The 15,622-nt window shown below is 60.6% G+C and carries 15 protein-coding genes and 1 pseudogene; 9 read left to right on the forward strand and 7 right to left on the reverse strand.

The window, feature by feature from the left end:
* Positions 1–99: 99 nt before the first annotated feature.
* Positions 100–453, reverse strand: coding sequence for a hypothetical protein (locus tag MUU54_RS16970; RefSeq protein WP_247245211.1), 354 nt, complete (start codon positions 451–453; stop codon positions 100–102).
* Positions 450–1,175: an SOS response-associated peptidase gene (locus MUU54_RS16975; RefSeq protein WP_247245212.1), complete on the reverse strand. Its 726-nt coding sequence runs from the start codon at positions 1,173–1,175 to the stop codon at positions 450–452. Before MUU54_RS16975 ends, MUU54_RS16970 begins: the two co-directional genes overlap by 4 nt.
* 58 nt (positions 1,176–1,233) lie before the next feature.
* On the opposite strand from MUU54_RS16975, the pseudogene ligD reads away from it, so the two are divergent.
* Positions 1,234–2,279 (forward strand): annotated as a pseudogene (gene ligD, locus MUU54_RS16980) (non-homologous end-joining DNA ligase).
* Here the strand turns inward: ligD and MUU54_RS16985 are convergent.
* Positions 2,261–2,698, reverse strand: coding sequence for a DUF892 family protein (locus tag MUU54_RS16985; RefSeq protein WP_247245213.1), 438 nt, complete (start codon positions 2,696–2,698; stop codon positions 2,261–2,263). The pseudogene ligD and the gene MUU54_RS16985 sit on opposite strands and share 19 nt — an antisense overlap.
* 146 nt (positions 2,699–2,844) lie before the next feature.
* Positions 2,845–3,117, reverse strand: a complete 273-nt coding sequence (locus MUU54_RS16990) for a Y4lK-related protein (RefSeq protein ID WP_247245214.1) — start codon at positions 3,115–3,117, stop codon at positions 2,845–2,847.
* Positions 3,118–3,194: 77 nt separating this feature from the next.
* On the opposite strand from MUU54_RS16990, the gene MUU54_RS16995 reads away from it, so the two are divergent.
* Positions 3,195–3,464, forward strand: coding sequence for a hypothetical protein (locus tag MUU54_RS16995; protein WP_247245215.1), 270 nt, complete (start codon positions 3,195–3,197; stop codon positions 3,462–3,464).
* Positions 3,465–4,258: 794 nt separating this feature from the next.
* Here the strand turns inward: MUU54_RS16995 and MUU54_RS17000 are convergent.
* Entirely contained in the window at positions 4,259–4,558 is a 300-nt protein-coding gene (locus MUU54_RS17000) for a hypothetical protein (RefSeq protein ID WP_247245216.1), read from the reverse strand.
* A 479-nt stretch (positions 4,559–5,037) separates the two neighbouring features.
* Between MUU54_RS17000 and MUU54_RS17005 the strand changes: the two genes are divergently transcribed.
* The 6 genes from MUU54_RS17005 to exoR all read left to right on the forward strand — a co-directional run bounded on the left by MUU54_RS17005 (position 5,038) and on the right by exoR (position 13,013).
* On the forward strand, positions 5,038–5,253 hold the full coding sequence (locus tag MUU54_RS17005) for a hypothetical protein (protein ID WP_247245217.1): 216 nt from the start codon (positions 5,038–5,040) through the stop codon (positions 5,251–5,253).
* Between the two features lie 121 nt (positions 5,254–5,374).
* Positions 5,375–6,025: a protein-L-isoaspartate O-methyltransferase family protein gene (locus MUU54_RS17010; protein ID WP_247245336.1), complete on the forward strand. Its 651-nt coding sequence runs from the start codon at positions 5,375–5,377 to the stop codon at positions 6,023–6,025.
* A 192-nt stretch (positions 6,026–6,217) separates the two neighbouring features.
* The gene (locus MUU54_RS17015; RefSeq protein WP_247245218.1) at positions 6,218–7,093 is read left to right on the forward strand and encodes a PopZ family protein; all 876 of its coding nucleotides are present in this window, start codon (positions 6,218–6,220) and stop codon (positions 7,091–7,093) included.
* 118 nt (positions 7,094–7,211) lie between these two features.
* Complete coding sequence (locus tag MUU54_RS17020; protein WP_247245219.1) at positions 7,212–10,127, forward strand: valine--tRNA ligase; 2,916 nt, start codon at positions 7,212–7,214, stop codon at positions 10,125–10,127.
* 345 nt (positions 10,128–10,472) lie between these two features.
* Positions 10,473–11,777, forward strand: a complete 1,305-nt coding sequence (locus tag MUU54_RS17025; protein ID WP_247245220.1) for an OmpP1/FadL family transporter — start codon at positions 10,473–10,475, stop codon at positions 11,775–11,777.
* 435 nt (positions 11,778–12,212) lie between these two features.
* Positions 12,213–13,013 carry an exopolysaccharide production regulator ExoR gene (exoR, locus tag MUU54_RS17030; RefSeq protein ID WP_247245221.1) on the forward strand — a complete coding sequence of 267 codons (801 nt, stop codon included), beginning with the start codon at positions 12,213–12,215 and terminating at the stop codon, positions 13,011–13,013.
* A gap of 19 nt (positions 13,014–13,032) precedes the next feature.
* Here the strand turns inward: exoR and xth are convergent, their stop codons facing one another.
* Both xth and erpA read right to left on the reverse strand, forming a co-directional pair.
* The gene (gene xth, locus MUU54_RS17035) at positions 13,033–13,830 is read right to left on the reverse strand and encodes an exodeoxyribonuclease III (RefSeq protein WP_247245222.1); all 798 of its coding nucleotides are present in this window, start codon (positions 13,828–13,830) and stop codon (positions 13,033–13,035) included.
* A gap of 76 nt (positions 13,831–13,906) precedes the next feature.
* Positions 13,907–14,239: an iron-sulfur cluster insertion protein ErpA gene (gene erpA / locus MUU54_RS17040; RefSeq protein ID WP_247245223.1), complete on the reverse strand. Its 333-nt coding sequence runs from the start codon at positions 14,237–14,239 to the stop codon at positions 13,907–13,909.
* A 126-nt stretch (positions 14,240–14,365) separates the two neighbouring features.
* Between erpA and MUU54_RS17045 the strand changes: the two genes are divergently transcribed.
* On the forward strand, positions 14,366–15,583 hold the full coding sequence (locus tag MUU54_RS17045) for a deoxyguanosinetriphosphate triphosphohydrolase (RefSeq protein WP_247245224.1): 1,218 nt from the start codon (positions 14,366–14,368) through the stop codon (positions 15,581–15,583).
* Positions 15,584–15,622 lie beyond the last annotated feature (39 nt).

The raw sequence follows: 15,622 nt of genomic DNA on the forward strand, positions 1-15,622 counted from the left end.
GCTACGCCTTCGCCAAGCCGGCGCATGTTCTGGCGCCATCGCATTTGATTGTGTCGCCATCGACGACCGAGAGCGTGGCGCAGACGATGAGCGCAGAGTTCATTTGCGTCCCCACCCACTCTCGCGACATAGGGCTTCAGCCGCCGCTATCGCTGCAGAGCGATCGGGGCAGGGGCCTATGATGTCCATCTTTCCGCGGAAGGTGACGACCGCGCAGCGCGTGATCACATCGAAGATGATGTGCATGCCCTGCTCATAGGGCTCGTCCGGAGCATTCCCCGTTGCCTGCTGCATGGCATCACCCCCTGCAATCGTCGGGAGTATGCTACGCACATCTCCCACGAGGGAAACCCTTAACTCGGCATCGAACAGATGGGCCGTATGCATCGCGGCGCTAACGATCGCTGCAAGCACCGCAACTGCGACGGTCAGGTCGACCAGCCAAGTGTTCACGCGGCCTTCTTTGGTTGCTTCAGCAGCATCAGCTCGTCATCCGGAAGCGGACGCTGTAGTGCCTTCGCCTCGTTCCACGGCGCAGTTACCCAGAGATCGATCTCGTCCACGTTGCGTAGGATCACCGGCATCGCCTTCGGGTGGATCTCCGCTACTACACGGTTAGGCTCTGCGGTCAGGAAGGCGAAGAGATCGCAGGTGACCATCCCTTCCTTGATTTTCCGCACGCAGCTCCAGTCGCGCACCCACAGGCCGGCAAAGAACATCAACGGCTCGCTCTCGTCTCCCGCAAACCATGCATTCGGTGTCCGTCCACCCTCGACCTTGCCCGCCGGATCCGGCTCGGCGAAACGAGTGAAGGGTACGAGGCAGCGGTTTTCGATCCCGGTCCACCGGGCCCAGTGCTTGCTGGCGGTATTGCGAATGTTGGTAGTGCCGCCGTCGGGCTCCATCTTCAGCAGCTCCTGGAAGTCTACTTCCTTCCCCTTTGCCCGCAGCTTGTCCGCCCGCTTCGTCGCTGCTTTGAAGATTGCCTGCTGAGAGCTCGGCATCCCCCAGCGGACTCGAGTGAGTTCACGCTGGCCGTGGATGTTGCGCACGATTGGCGCCATCTGGTCCGGGTAGATGTCGAGTGATGGCTCAAGATTGCCCAGACGGTCCAACGCCTTCGTGAAGGCGCGTATGGCTTCCTGGTTGGTCGTCACATTGTAGAGATTACACATCACCGCCTCCTGAGATCGCGCATACGCGATCTTAAGCGGACGATGGTGCAATGGCTTCATGGCCAAACGTCCTCGCAAACCAACCGCACCTCTGCTGATCGATGACACCGCACCACTGAAGAGCGGTCGTGTCCGTAAGCGCGATCCTAAACAGCCTGAGCTCCCCTTCGATCCTATGCCGGATAGGATCGAGCCATGCCTTGCGAAGCTGGTGGCGAAGCCGCCGCATGGTGACGAGTGGTCCTACGAGTTGAAGTGGGACGGTTACCGGCTGGCCGTCCACATCGAGACAAACGGCGTGCGCATCATCACCCGGGGCGGACATGACTGGACGCACCGCTTCCCCGGCATCGAAGCGGCCGCACGAACATTCATGCCGATCACCATGATCCTCGATGGCGAGGCGGTGGTGTTGAACGAGCAGGGCATTGCTGATTTTGGCCGGCTGCAGAACTAGCTCGGCGGCCGGGGAGGGAAGCTGCCTGCCGGCAATGCGATCCTGTTCGCGTTCGACCTGCTCTACCTCGGCGGTCACGATCTGACGAGGATGGAATACTCGGCCCGGCGCCACCTTTTGGAGGATCTTCTTGCTGACAATCAGGGCGGCATTCGCCTGTCAGAGGAGTTTGACGAAGATCCTGACGAGATGCTGCGGCATGCCTGCGCGCATGAGCTCGAAGGCATCATTGCCAACACCGAGACCGTCCCTACCGCTCTGGACGGACCGGCGACTGGCTGAAGATCAAGTGCGTGCAGAGCGACACCTTTGCCATCGTCGGCTATGAGCCCTCGACCGCACTGCCGGGGGCGATCGCCAGCTTGCTGCTGGCCGCGCGCTACCGCGATGGCTGGAAGTACGTCGGCAGTGTCGGAACCGGCTTCAAGCATGACGAAGCTCGCCGGCTGAAGAAGCAGCTCGACAAGATCAGGACACGCGTCCCGGTCGTGAGCGTGCCGGGCAAGAACCTGGTGATGACAGGGCCGTCATTTGCAGCAGAGATCGAGTATCGCGCCTGGACACATACAGGAACGCTCCGCCACCCGTCATTCAAGGGATTGCGGGAGGCGGAGGACTGGGCGGAGATCTATCGGCTGCCGGAGTAGCGACTGCCTAATGGTGGCTGCCTGTGATGGCAAAGCCGTTCAGACCTTTGCCGTTTTTCCCGCTCTCGGAGACCGGCAAAGCGCACGGTGACGGCCCGCAGGTTGTCGTCGAGCCATTCCGCCATGGTCTGCTCTTCCTGCAGGTTTGCCTGTAGCGCGGAAGTGGCAGACGGAAAACCGCCCAGCTCGGCTATCGTCATCAGGGACTTGTAGGCGGCGATCTCGAAAATTTTCAAGGGCGAAGTTCGCGAATGAGTCTTTAAGGATTTCATCGCCCGCGACGGTATGGTCCTTGGCGGCCATGGCGCCAGTGACGGAAGCGCCATGTCCTTCAGCGAAGAGTGGCTCTCGTCGAGGCTCTCAAGAAGTTCTTCGATACAAGTGATCTGACCTTCCGTCTCCAGGATATGCTGCTCCATACGCTGGGCAACCTCCGGAGGTTTTCGATCCTGGAAACCTGCGGCTTCATGATCGACATCGCCTGATAACCTTCGCCAAACGGCGATTGTTCCATGCAGACGAGCCGTTGGCGCTGAGGCGTTTCCAGATCCGCTTCTAAACCCAACTAATGCCTCTGCGGTGGCGGGAAACTTCGCCCGATCGAGTGCAGGTAGGCTATGATCTCGTGTTTGAGGTGGTCCCTCTCGCCGTAGTTTGCAAAGATGCTTTCCAGCTCTTGCTCAACGACCTCGTACACTTCTACGGGCAGATCCGCGTCGCCGATTACGTAGTGGTCATCGCCAACGGCGCACATATCGCAACCCGTAGCTACTACATCCCTCACAAAGTCTGGGATGTCTTCTTCTCGCATCAGCTTCAAAGGTTCACCTTCGCTCATTTATCCATGTTCAAGCGGCCCCGCCGCCCGATCGCGAGGTAGGTAGGGCGGGTATCGCCGCCACCCATTTGCACCTGATGTCAGCGGCGCTCCGGGACCCAGGCCCGGCGACCGTCACGAGTGATCCATCGGCCGTCACGGTCGTTCTCATACCGGGAGCGACGATTTCGATCCCGGTCACCATCCCAGTCCTAACGACGGTCCCTGTCGCGCCATCCATCGTGGCCGCGTCGGTCGTCACTTCGGCGATCATCACGATCTCGATCAAGACGTTGGTCATTGCGATCGCGGTCGCGTCGGTCACGGTCCCAGTCGTTCCGGTCTACCCGTTGATAGCGGGGGCCTGAGTCATAGGCGACGTAAGACCCTCCTTCGCTGACACAGCCAGCTGCCGAGAGGCAGAGGAGGGCGAGGGTGGATGCGGTGATGTTCTTTTTTCTCATGATGGGCTTCTCCTTGCAGCCCACGGACATGGGACACCGACGCCAGATCGCAACCGCTGGTACGGTAACCTATCCCAGTCATTTCAGCGTTGAGGCTGAGTGATGTCGCGACGCTTGGACGACGCACCCGCGCATACCGAGACATATTGGCGGCTGAGGGAAACTTCGTTGCCTTCTAGCCGGTCGTGCGCCATCACAGCCAGCGCGCGAGGCATTTGTCCACCAGCGCCGCAATACACTCAGGACTGTTCACATAACGTGACTCGACATTAGCCTTCGTGCGCGTAAGCATGATGTACCGTTTGGCCGTGTTAAAGGGGCTGACGGCAGAGAGATGGCAGCTCTCATCCCAAAGAGGGGAGGCGCATTATGCAACGCCGCCACGACTACTTTCCAGCAGTTATTTATCCCGAAGATTTAAACCGATTGTGGTCTGCAACAAACTCCGCAGTTAAACAGCTTGTTCGAGAAGGCGCGGAGGTTGAGAGCGAAGCCGTTGCACGCCTAGTTGTCCAGTTCTATCGCCGAGGCCTAGTGGACCCCAAGAAGCTAGAGAACGTGGCGGTTTTGTTCGCACAATCGAAGCTCTACCGGCGCAATCCGTAGATGATCGGACTGGCCAGATGCGAGTGAGCTTGAGGTTGGGAGCAATCATGACCAATCTCCTCTTTGCGGAGATCAGTATCATCGGCCGGTAGTTAGGTCTTGAATCCACTGTTGATCGTGATGCGCAGGTCCCGGATCATCCGGGCTGCCAGCAAAAGCGCCGCGCGAAGATCTTCTGTAGTTTTTGCGTGTAGACCGTGGGCGGCGACCCTGACCTGCAGGTCTACAATCTCGTCGGCATGCGTCCGGACCGGCATTCCAATCGATTCCCGCATTTCATGCACGGCTATCACCGTGCGTTCAAACAGCTTCCGACGCTCGAAGTCGGTGATACGATCAGCCCGATTGGCCGCTCGTACAAGCTGACCTACAAGTTCGCTCGCGTCAGACATGCAGCTCATTCCCCCCCCCGGCCCGTAGCCTTGAGGCTAGTACAGAGGGGTTATTCCGGGAACAAAAAAAGCGTCGGGTCGAAGGGTAGATTGAGGGCGCATCGGTGCTTTCCGATCATGATCAGACCCGCGATCGCCTAAAAAACGCCCCGCACTCTGGGATGGGCGGGGCACGAGGTGGGGGTGCCCAGCTTTCGATCAGGCCTACGTGCTATTGCATGCTGCTATTTCTTAGGCGAGGGCAAATCAGACCAAACCGGTACCGAGTTTCAAGTCGTGCTCGGTTGAGGCTAGAACGCCGGAGCCGTACCGCAACAGCCGCATGTGGCCTTCGCCAGATCGACAGGTCGTGGCAGACTAAGCGAGCCTCGGAACTAGACGGTCCATGGCAAACTCAGCCTCACCTGGTTCTCCCCAGGTGGGGCGTCTTAGCGTCGAAACTTCATTCTGAACGGGTCGAAAACAACCCCGACAAGGGATTGCGCCAGCAGATATGGTCAGACGCCATCTACGTTCGCGACTGGATGGCGCTGGATGTGCTCCAAGATGAAGAGCTGAAGAAATATGCCTTCCTTATGGATAGCTGTTACGGATCCTACGACCTGGCTCATGCTATGCTGGCATCGTTGGACGCCTCGCGCGGAACGGATTACGCGCCTCGCTATCTACAGATGATCGCCGCTGGTGAGCGCTAAGAACGCGCCGGTGGTTTCGAAGAATTCATTTTTGAAGAGGAAGCCGGTGGCTGACTTGAAAGCGCCGCGCCTCGCCAGTAAAGACGGCTTGAACAAGGGTCGAACCGGGACAGCCAAGATGATGGATTTCGAAGCCGCACGGACCAAGATGGTCGAAAACCAGATCCGCACGACGGATGTAACGTCCCATTCGGTGCTCCAAGCGTTCTTTTCCGTGCCGCGCGAGGAATTCGTGTCGGCCAAGCTGAAGCCGCTCGCTTATATCGACGACGACCTGGAGATCGGCGCGGGCCGCTACCTGATGGAAGCCTCTCCGCTCGCCAAGCTGCTGCAGCTGGCGCAGATCACCAAGGATGATCTCGTGCTCGAGATCGGCTGCGGCACCGGCTATGTCTCGGCGCTTCTTTCGCTGCTTTCCGGCTCCGTCGTGTCGGTGGAATCGGATGAGGCGCTGTCGGGCCAGGCGATCGAAAAGCTCTCCGCACTCGGCTATGACAATGTCGCCGTGGTGCCGGGCGAGATGGAGAAGGGCTGTCCGGCCGAAGCGCCGTTCGACCTGATCTTCGTCAACGGCGCAATCGAGGAAGTGCCGCCGGCGCTGATCGAGCAGCTGCGCGATGGCGGGCGGCTCATCGCTGTCGTCGGCTACGGCAATGCTGCGCAGGCCAAGCGTCTGGTCAAGGAGCGCGGTTTCGTTTCCGAGAGCGACCACTTCAACGCTAGCGTCAAGCCGCTTCCGGGCTTCCGCCGCGAGAAGAGCTTCGTGTTCTGATCCTGAAGCGGCCGGCGGTGATCGCCGGAAAAGGTCCTGTGTGGCCCGGCGGACTCACTGTCGAACAATTCTGTGGGTTCGCCAAGCTGTTGAGGAAGCTGCAATTGTTTCCCGTCATGACGCTGCTCTAAACTGTCCCCGATTCGAATTCTGATGCACGAACCATTCGTGTCGATAGTTGCGGGGAAGAAAATGGCTCAGCCAAGCGTAGCGCGTGAACCCTCGATGGAGGAAATCCTGGCGTCGATCCGCCGCATCATCGAGAGCAATGAGCCGCAGGCGGAAACTTCGCTGCAGCATTCTCTCCCCCCGGTCTATGCCGAAGACGAGATCGACGAGGACGACATGGGTATCGTCGCCGAGATGGCCGCCAATGATCGCGGCTTGCCGCAGCGCGAAGCCTTCCGTCCGGTGGAGCCCTCACGCCTGGTCGAAGCGCGCCAGCCTGAAGCCTACCAGCCTTACGCCGAGCCGCAGCCGGAGCGCAGCCTCTCGCTGGCCGACGTTGCTGCCCGGGTTCGCGCCGCAGCCGATCGCCCGGCGGAGCCGCGGTTCGAGCCGCGTGTGGAGCCTGGCATGGAGGCCCGCCCGGAGCCGGTCGCTGCATCCGCCCCCGTGGCGGCGGCGCCGGCCAGGTCTCCCGTCGCACGCCAGCCGGAGCCCGAGGCGGCCTATCGTGAGCCGCAGCGCCCGGTGCCCTCACCAGCCCCGCAGCAGGCGCAGCTGAACGAAGCGCCGCCGGCCCCGGCTCCGCGTGCTCCGGAGCCGCGTGCACCGGAGGTCATGCAGGCAGAGGCGCCGCTGCCCGCCGAACGCCCTGACCAGCAGGCGCTGCCGGCCAAGACCGAAGCGATGCTGATGTCGCAAGAAGCCGGTGCCCAGGTGGCCCGCTCCTTCGGCGAATTGGCCGCAGCCTTCGACGGCGTTCAGAACCGCTCGCTGGAGGATCTGGCCCAGGAGATGCTGCGCCCCATGCTGCAGGAATGGCTCGACGACAATCTGCCGACGCTGGTCGAGCGCCTTGTACGCGAGGAGATCGAGCGGGTGGCCCGCGGCCCGCGCCGCTGACGCAGGCAAGTTTTTGCTCTTGGGGCCGCTCCGGCGACGGGGCGGCTTTTTTATTGACTCGCTTCTACCGCTCCTATTTACACCCAAGCCAAACAAGAACTCGAAAATTGGTCGGAAAATGCTCGACAAAACCTACGATTCCGCCGCCGTCGAACCGAAAATCGCTGCCGCTTGGGACGAGGCCGACGCCTTCCGCGCCGGCGCCAACGCCGAACCTGGTGCCGAGACCTTCACCATCGTCATCCCGCCGCCGAATGTCACCGGCTCGCTGCACATGGGCCATGCGCTGAACAACACGCTGCAGGACATCATGGTGCGCTTCGAGCGCATGCGCGGCAAGGACGTGCTGTGGCAGCCCGGCATGGACCACGCCGGTATTGCGACGCAGATGGTGGTCGAGCGCCAGCTTGCCGAGCGAAAGCTGCCGGGACGCCGTGAGCTGGGCCGCGAAGCCTTCATCGACAAAGTCTGGGAATGGAAGGAAGAATCGGGCGGGCTGATCTTCAACCAGCTGAAGCGCCTCGGCGCCTCCTGCGACTGGTCACGCGAACGCTTCACCATGGACGAAGGTCTATCGCAGGCCGTTCTTGAAGTTTTCGTAACGCTTTACAAGCAGGGGCTCATCTATCGCGGAAAGCGCCTCGTCAACTGGGATCCGAAGTTCGAGACGGCGATTTCCGACATCGAGGTAGAGAACCGCGAGACCGACGGCCACATGTGGCACTTCAAGTATCCGCTAGCCGGCGGCGAAACCTATACCTACGTGGAAAAGGACGCCGACGGCAACGTGGTGCTCCAGGAAGAGCGCAACTATATCGCGATCGCCACCACGCGTCCGGAAACGATGCTGGGCGATGGCGCGGTTGCCGTTCATCCTTCGGACGAACGCTATGCGCCGATCGTCGGTAAACTCTGCGAGATCCCGGTCGGGCCGAAGGAGCACCGCCGCCTGATCCCGATCATCACGGACGAATATCCGGACCCGGATTTTGGCTCGGGCGCTGTGAAGATCACCGGTGCGCACGACTTCAACGACTATCAGGTTGCCAAGCGCAACAACATCCCGCTCTACCGCCTGATGGACACGCAAGCCCGCCTGCGCGAGGACGGCGAACGCTACGCACTCTGCGCCGCCCAGGCGCTGGAGATCGCAAAGTCCGGCGAGCTGCCGACGGAATCGGAAGTGGACGACATCAACCTCGTGCCGGACGAATACCGCGGCCTCGACCGTTATGAAGCGCGGAAGCGCATCATCGACGCGATCAACGCCGAAGGGCTTGCCGTCACGATGAAGGACGCCGAGGGTAACGATGTGCCCTATGTCGAGAACAAGAAGATCATGCAGCCGTTCGGCGACCGCTCCAACGTGGTCATCGAGCCGATGCTGACCGACCAGTGGTTCGTCGATGCCGCGACCCTGGCAAAACCGGCGATCGCTGCCGTGCGCGAGGGCCGCACCAAATTCGTGCCGAAGAACTGGGAAAAGACGTATTTCGAGTGGATGGAGAACATCCAGCCCTGGTGCATTTCCCGCCAGCTCTGGTGGGGCCACCAGATCCCCGCCTGGTACGGGCCGGACGGTCAGGTCTTCGTCGAGAAGACCGAGGAAGAGGCGCTGCATGCGGCGATCCAGCACTACATCGCCCATGAAGGGCCGATGAAGGCCTATGTCGAGGATCTGCTGGAGAATTTCCGCCCGGGTGAGATCCTGACCCGCGACGAGGACGTGCTAGATACTTGGTTCTCCTCCGCGCTCTGGCCGTTCTCGACGCTCGGCTGGCCGCAACAGACTAAGGAGTTGCAGAAGTACTACCCGACCAGCGTGCTGGTAACCGGCTTCGACATCATCTTCTTCTGGGTCGCCCGCATGATGATGATGGGCCTGCACTTCATGAAGGACGAGGACGGCAATCCCATCGAGCCCTTCCACGCCGTTTATGTGCATGCGCTGGTTCGCGACAAGAACGGCCAGAAGATGTCGAAGTCGAAGGGTAACGTCATCGATCCGCTGGAATTGATCGACGAATACGGTGCCGATGCGCTGCGCTTCACGCTGGCGATCATGGCGGCACAGGGCAGGGACGTGAAGCTCGATCCAGCCCGCATCGCCGGCTACCGCAACTTCGGCACCAAACTGTGGAACGCGACCCGCTTCGCGGAGATGAACGGCGTAAAGCGCGATCCGCACTTCATCCCGGAAACGACGACACTCACCATCAACCGCTGGATCCTGACGGAGCTGACCGGTGCCATCCGCGACGTGACCGACGCAATCGAGAGCCAGCGCTTCAACGATGCCGCCGGGACTCTTTACCGCTTCGTCTGGAACCAGTTCTGCGACTGGTATCTGGAGCTCTTGAAGCCGGTCTTTTCCGGCGAGGACGAGAAGGCAAAGGCGGAAGCCCAAGCCTGCGCGGCCTATGTGCTGGAGGAGACATACAAGCTGCTCCACCCGTTCATGCCGTTCATGACCGAGGAGCTCTGGATTCATACCGCCGCCCGCGACGCGCTGCTCTGCCACGCCGATTGGCCTGCGCCGGAGTTCGCCGACGACGCGGCTGCCGCCGAGATCAACTGGCTGGTCGACCTCGTGTCCGGCCTACGCTCTACGCGTGCCGAGATGAACGTGCCGCCGTCCGCAGTCGCGCCGCTGATCGTCGTTGGTGCCAACGACATCACAATCACCCGTCTAAAGCGGCACGATGCCGCGATCCGCAGGCTGGCGCGCGTCGAGAGCATTGAGACGACGGACACGGCGCCGAAGGGAGCGGCCCAGGTCGTGGTCGGCGAAGCGATCGCTTGCCTGCCGCTCGGCACCCTGATCGATCTCGTGGCAGAGAAGGCGCGCATCGAAAAGCTGATCGGCAAGACCGAAGCCGACATGGATCGCGTCGCCAAGAAGCTGAACAACGAGAAGTTCGTGCAGAATGCCGATCCGGAGGTGGTGGCCGCCGAGCGCGAGCGCTATGCCGAGCTCGAAGTGCAGTTGACGGCGCTGCGGACGGCCGCGCAGAGAATCGCCGAAGCTGGCTGATCTGTCTCAGGTTAAAATACGAAACCCCGTCGCGGCTTCCGCGGCGGGGTTTTTGCTGTTTTAGCCCTGGGAAAGAGGCAATTGCCGTGGACGTCAATCCGTTGACGCAATGTTGCCGCAATGACACATGGCTCGGTTGCCTTGGAAGATGTTTTCGAATAACGAGCCGTCTTTGTTAATTCTGAGCAATTTTTGTTCGGCTTTACGCCGATCCGCAGTTGTTCCAGGCCGACATACGTCAATCTTGAGCCGATCGCATCAAGTGAAAGACGTACCTCTGAAAGTTGTCATTTACCTTGAAGCTTCTACACTCGCGGCCATCGCATACCCGGAGGTGGGAGAAGAATGAAAAAGACGCTTATTTCCAAAGGCATCCTGGCCCTGGCTGCAGGCTGCGCAATGGCATCGACAGCTCTGGCGGGAGGGTTGGAGCGCGGCGGGTATAATATCGATCTGCTGTTTGATGAGGGGCGCTTTGCGGCTGAGTCTGCCGTGACATTTGTTGCGCCCCAGCGGGAGCTGAAGAATGTGCGGGATACGGATCCATCGCTATTTGATCCTTTGGATCTTACTTCGACAACTGCGCCGCCTAGCCCAACCTTTGGTGGTGGCGACCTGACCGGGAGACCTACTACTGCAGATGGGTCTGAAAATTATTGGGTGCCGCGGATAGGTGCAAAGGCCGCTATCGGACCTGATTTTGACTGCATGGTTGATTACTCAGAGCCATGGGGAGCACATAAAAACCCAGGAGCAAATTGGGCAGGCGCCAATGAAGACATAGAGACTAAGGTGGAAAGCCGGAACTACGCAGGCACCTGTTCTTATAAGTTCGACGTAGGACCCGGCCAGCTACGGCTCATTGGCGGCGCGTTCTACCAGGAAGTCTACGGGTTCCAGGAGCGCTTGGTGCAGAACACACAGGGCCTACCGGCGGCGCTGGGAGGCGGGCTGAGTGGCGTCGGGCGTCTCGATCTTGAGGCTGATGGCTGGGGCTGGCGTGCAGGCGTTGCTTATGAAATTCCGGAATACGCGCTGCGTGTAAGCCTTGTCTATAACAGCGAAGTGAAACTTGACAACATCACGGGCACGCTGGACTTAAGCCAGGTCACGCCACTGTTGCCCGCGCCGATCAATGTGCACGGTTCTCAAGATATGCCTGATGTGGTAGAGCTTAAGCTTCAGTCGGGCATTGCGCCCGACTGGCTTGCGTTCGGCTCAGTGAAATGGGCTGACTGGAGCCAGCTGCAGAAAGTAAGGTTCTACTGTAATGCGGTGGGCAACCCACTTTGCTCTCCCACCAACGCCGTGACCTCACTTGATCTCGGTTATCGCGACGGCTGGACCGTTACCGGTGGCGTTGGACATAAGTTTACGGAGCAGTGGAGCGGGGCGGTCAGCGTGACCTGGGATAGGGGTACCTCGCAAGGCTTTGGTACGCAGACCGACACTTGGACTCTGGGTTTGGGCGCTGCTTACTCGCCCACGGAGAACGTTGAGTTCAGGCTTGCCGGTGCGCTTGCTCTCTTAACCGGCGGCAGCTCTAGTTTGCAGACGATTAACGGTGAAACCTACGGCCAGCGTGCCAGCTACGACTTCGACGACGATCTCGCCTACGGCGTCTCGACCTCGGTCAAGGTACGCTTCTAGTCGTCTATCTTGAAAGCAACATAAAGCCCGGCCCCGAGCCGGGCTTTCTCGTGCCTGCCCCTTCCGGCTTGTGACGATTTGGCAACACATCTTTGGGAGAGTCTTCAGCCAGCGCAGGCGGGGAGAATTTGTCCACTTCCCGCCACAAACGGGGAGCAGCGATAGGGGCGAAAGCGGCGGGCCGCGGGGGCGGGGCGCCTGAGTTGGAGTATCATGGGCGGGAATATCTTGCGAAAGCCGAGTGTTGCGCAGGTGGGATATGCGCGACGGTCGAAGACGCGGCCGATCAAGGTGTCGGTACCTCGGGTCCCAGTCTTGCCGGAAAGTGCGGCTATGATTTTTTCCCATGACGGCCTGAACCAACCGGCTCGGCGCCGGGTGCACATCATGTCCTGCGCGCGCGCTGGCGTCGCAGCGACTGGAAGAGCTTGAACGATGACAATGTCCGACAAGGGATCCATGAGGGTACTGTTTCTGGGGGCGTCTCTCGCCTCGATGATGATCATGAGCGGCACTGCCGCAGCCTTCGACATCAACTCGGGGGTGACGCGGGAATCCGGCCCCTTCGACCTCTTCAAGTTCGGGTTCAAGGCCTACAAGAACGGCGACAAGGACGATGCCGTCGAAGCCTATCGCTATGCCGCGGAAAAGGGCCATACTGGGTCTCGCTGGGCGCTCGCAAACATGTATGCCTATGGCGATGGCGTCGCGAAGGACGATTTCGAAGCCTTCAAGATCTACAATGAAATCGCGGCGGCGGGCGTGGAGCCGGGCTCGGAAGATACGGGCTTCTTCATCAATGCCCTTCTGTCGCTTGCCGGCTATTACCGCGATGGCATTCCGGGAAGCCCGGTCAAGCGGGATCTCTCCCAGGCCCGCCAGCTCTATTTCCAGGCCGCATCCGCCTTTGGCGTGGCCGAAGCCCAGTTCCAACTCGCCAAGATGATCCTTGCGGGCGAGGGCGGTTCACAAAACGTCCACCAGGCCAAGAAATGGCTGAATCAGGCCCGCAAGAGCGGCCATGCCGGGGCAATGGCTGTCTTCGGCGACGTGCTCTTCCAAGAGGGACAGACGGTGCGCGGGCTGGCATTCCTGACTGCAGCGCTCGATCGCTGCAACCCGAGGGATTGCGGCTGGATGCAGCAGCTTCAGGAACAGGCGTTCTCCGTTGCCAACGAGGAAGAGCGGCGCGTATCGGTGGCGCTGTCACAGGAACTGTCGCACGCCGTCGAGTAGACGGCGCGGCACCTAGTCCTCAGGCCGCGGTGGCGAAATCGAAGACGACCATCACCGGCACGTGATCGGACGGCTTCTCCCATCCGCGCACATGCTTCTCGATCGAGGTCGATTGCAGCCGGTCTGCCGCTTCCGGCGACAGCAGCATGTGGTCGATGCGGATGCCGTTGTTCTTCTGCCAGGCGCCGGCCTGATAATCCCAGAAGGTATAGAGGTTTGTCGCGTCATTGGTGGCGCGCACCGCCTCCGTCAGCCCCAGCGTCTCGAGCCGCCGGAAGGCGGCGCGGGTCTGCGGCAGGAAGAGCGCGTCCGTCGCCCATGCCGCCGGGTCAAAGCAGTCGTGCGGCTCGGGGATCACGTTGTAGTCGCCGGCGAGAATCAGAGGCTCCTCCAGCGCCATACAGCTCTCCGCATGCAGGCGCAGCCGCTCCATCCAGCGAAGCTTGTAGGGGTATTTTATCAAATCGTCTGCAGGGTTTCCGTTCGGCAGGTAGATCGAGGCGACGCGGATCGCACCACCCTCCGCGGAAAAGACACCCTCGATATAACGGGCCTGGTCGTCCCCGTCACCCTCGGGAAGACCGCGGATCACCTCGTCGGGGCGAAACTTCGAGAGGAGTGCCACGCCATTGAAGCCTTTCTGGCCATGTGTCTCGACGTGATAGCCGAGGGCCTCGATCTCGAGCCGGGGAAAGTTGTCGTCGATCGACTTGATCTCCTGCAGGCAGACTATGTCGGGCGAGGAATCGCTTAGCCACTGGCGCAGGTTGTCAATCCTCGCCTTCACTCCATTGATGTTCCACGTGGCGATCTTCATCGGGGTGCAGCTCCTCGTTCACCCGTTCCTTTTAGCGAACGAGGCGCCGTTGAAAAGTCTGATCTCGCTGCAATGCTCAGATGGAGAAGCTCGTGCCGCAGCCGCAGCTGGCGACAGCATTGGGATTCTTGATCTGGAAGGACTGGCCGAGCAGGTTATCAACAAAATCGATCTCGGACCCTTCCATATAGACCAGCGAAAGGCTGTCGATCAGCACCTTTGCGCCGCCATTTGCGATCACGACATCGTCGTCCGCAGCGGCATCCGCAAGGTCAAACTTGTAGGAGAAGCCGGAACATCCGCCGCCTTCGACCGAAACCCGCAGGGCCTGCTTGCCTGCCTCGCTCGCAACGATCTCGGAGATGCGCTTCGCGGCTGCATCCGAAAGGGTGACATTGGGGGTTGTCATGTCCGTCTCCTGCCGAGTTCAAGGCTCGGGTAAGGTTCTTCGTCTCGGCTGTCGCCGCATTGCACTATAGGTATGAAGGCTTAAATGGCACGTCAATGGCCGTGCAAGCAGGAGGTAGGGGAACTGATGACGATCGACAAAGACGCGCTGGGCTATGGCGGCGGCGAAAAGGCTTCCTTCGCGGCCGATCCCTGGACCTCGCGCGGGCGCCTCTTTCCTGAAGGCGGCAGCCTGACCCGCTCCGAATTCCAGCGCGATCGCGACCGCATCGTGCATGCCACCGCCTTCCGCCGGCTCAAGCACAAGACCCAGGTCTTCATCAGCCCCGATGGCGACCATTTCCGCACCCGCCTCACACATACGATAGAAGTTGCGCAGATTGCCCGCGCTCTGGCCCGCGCGCTGAAGCTCGACGAGGATCTCGCCGAAGGCGTGGCTCTGGTGCACGATTTCGGTCACACGCCGTTCGGTCATACCGGAGAAGACGCGCTCGACGAGGTGCTGAAACCCTATGGCGGCTTCGATCACAACGCCCAGTCGCTGCGCATCGTCACGAAGCTGGAGCGTCGCTATGCCGACTTCGATGGCCTCAACCTCACCTGGGAGACGCTGGAGGGGCTCGTGAAGCACAATGGCCCGCTGCTGACACCACAGGGGGAAGGGACGCGGGTACCGGTGCCGCAGCCGATCCGGGACTACTGCCAGCTCAACGACCTGGAGCTTGCAAGCTACGCTAGTCTCGAAGCCCAGGTGGCGGCCATTGCTGACGACATCGCCTACAACACCCACGACATCGATGACGGACTGCGTGCCGGCTACTTGACGTTCGAGATGCTGGAAGACGTACCATTCCTGGCCGGACTGATGCGGGGCGTGCGGGATCGTTATCCGCATCTGGAGGCAAGCCGTTTCACCCATGAGATGATGCGCCGGCAGATCACTCGGATGGTCGAGGATGTCATCGGATGCGCACAGCAGAATCTGGTGGAGGTGAAACCGCAATCCTGCGCCGATGTTCGGGCTGCCGGACGTGTGATCGCCACTTTCTCCGCAGCCATGGCGGAGACCGACCGGCAGATCAAGAAACTGCTGTTTTCCCGCATCTACCGCCACCCGGAAATCATGCGCATCCGTGAAGGTGCAGCGAAAATCGTCACCGATCTCTTCGGCGCCTATCTGGAGCAGCCTTCGCTGATGCGCAGCCATTACTGGGTGGAGCACATGGCGGGACTGTCGCAGCCTGCCCGCGCCCGTCATGTGGGTGATTACCTCGCCGGGATGACTGATTCCTACGCGATTCGCGCACATGGGGAGTTGTTTGACCGGACTCCCGATTTGCGTTAGGCAGCCGCCCAACAACAACGGCCTCTTAAGGATCCGCTT

It is taken from the genome of Pseudorhizobium tarimense, from assembly GCF_022968135.1.
Lineage (GTDB): Bacteria > Pseudomonadota > Alphaproteobacteria > Rhizobiales > Rhizobiaceae > Neorhizobium > Neorhizobium tarimense.

Excerpts from the sequence above, each read along its gene's own strand:
- MUU54_RS16975 (WP_247245212.1), bottom strand. The coding sequence starts at position 1,175 with ATGTGTAATCTCTACAATGTGACGACCAACCAGGAAGCCATACGCGCC.
- MUU54_RS16985 (WP_247245213.1), bottom strand. The coding sequence starts at position 2,698 with ATGGAGCAGCATATCCTGGAGACGGAAGGTCAGATCACTTGTATCGAA.
- MUU54_RS16990 (WP_247245214.1), bottom strand. The coding sequence starts at position 3,117 with ATGAGCGAAGGTGAACCTTTGAAGCTGATGCGAGAAGAAGACATCCCA.
- MUU54_RS16995 (WP_247245215.1), top strand. The coding sequence starts at position 3,195 with ATGTCAGCGGCGCTCCGGGACCCAGGCCCGGCGACCGTCACGAGTGAT.
- MUU54_RS17000 (WP_247245216.1), bottom strand. The coding sequence starts at position 4,558 with ATGTCTGACGCGAGCGAACTTGTAGGTCAGCTTGTACGAGCGGCCAAT.
- MUU54_RS17010 (WP_247245336.1), top strand. The coding sequence starts at position 5,375 with ATGGATTTCGAAGCCGCACGGACCAAGATGGTCGAAAACCAGATCCGC.
- MUU54_RS17015 (WP_247245218.1), top strand. The coding sequence starts at position 6,218 with ATGGCTCAGCCAAGCGTAGCGCGTGAACCCTCGATGGAGGAAATCCTG.
- MUU54_RS17020 (WP_247245219.1), top strand. The coding sequence starts at position 7,212 with ATGCTCGACAAAACCTACGATTCCGCCGCCGTCGAACCGAAAATCGCT.
- MUU54_RS17025 (WP_247245220.1), top strand. The coding sequence starts at position 10,473 with ATGAAAAAGACGCTTATTTCCAAAGGCATCCTGGCCCTGGCTGCAGGC.
- exoR (WP_247245221.1), top strand. The coding sequence starts at position 12,213 with ATGACAATGTCCGACAAGGGATCCATGAGGGTACTGTTTCTGGGGGCG.
- xth (WP_247245222.1), bottom strand. The coding sequence starts at position 13,830 with ATGAAGATCGCCACGTGGAACATCAATGGAGTGAAGGCGAGGATTGAC.
- erpA (WP_247245223.1), bottom strand. The coding sequence starts at position 14,239 with ATGACAACCCCCAATGTCACCCTTTCGGATGCAGCCGCGAAGCGCATC.
- MUU54_RS17045 (WP_247245224.1), top strand. The coding sequence starts at position 14,366 with ATGACGATCGACAAAGACGCGCTGGGCTATGGCGGCGGCGAAAAGGCT.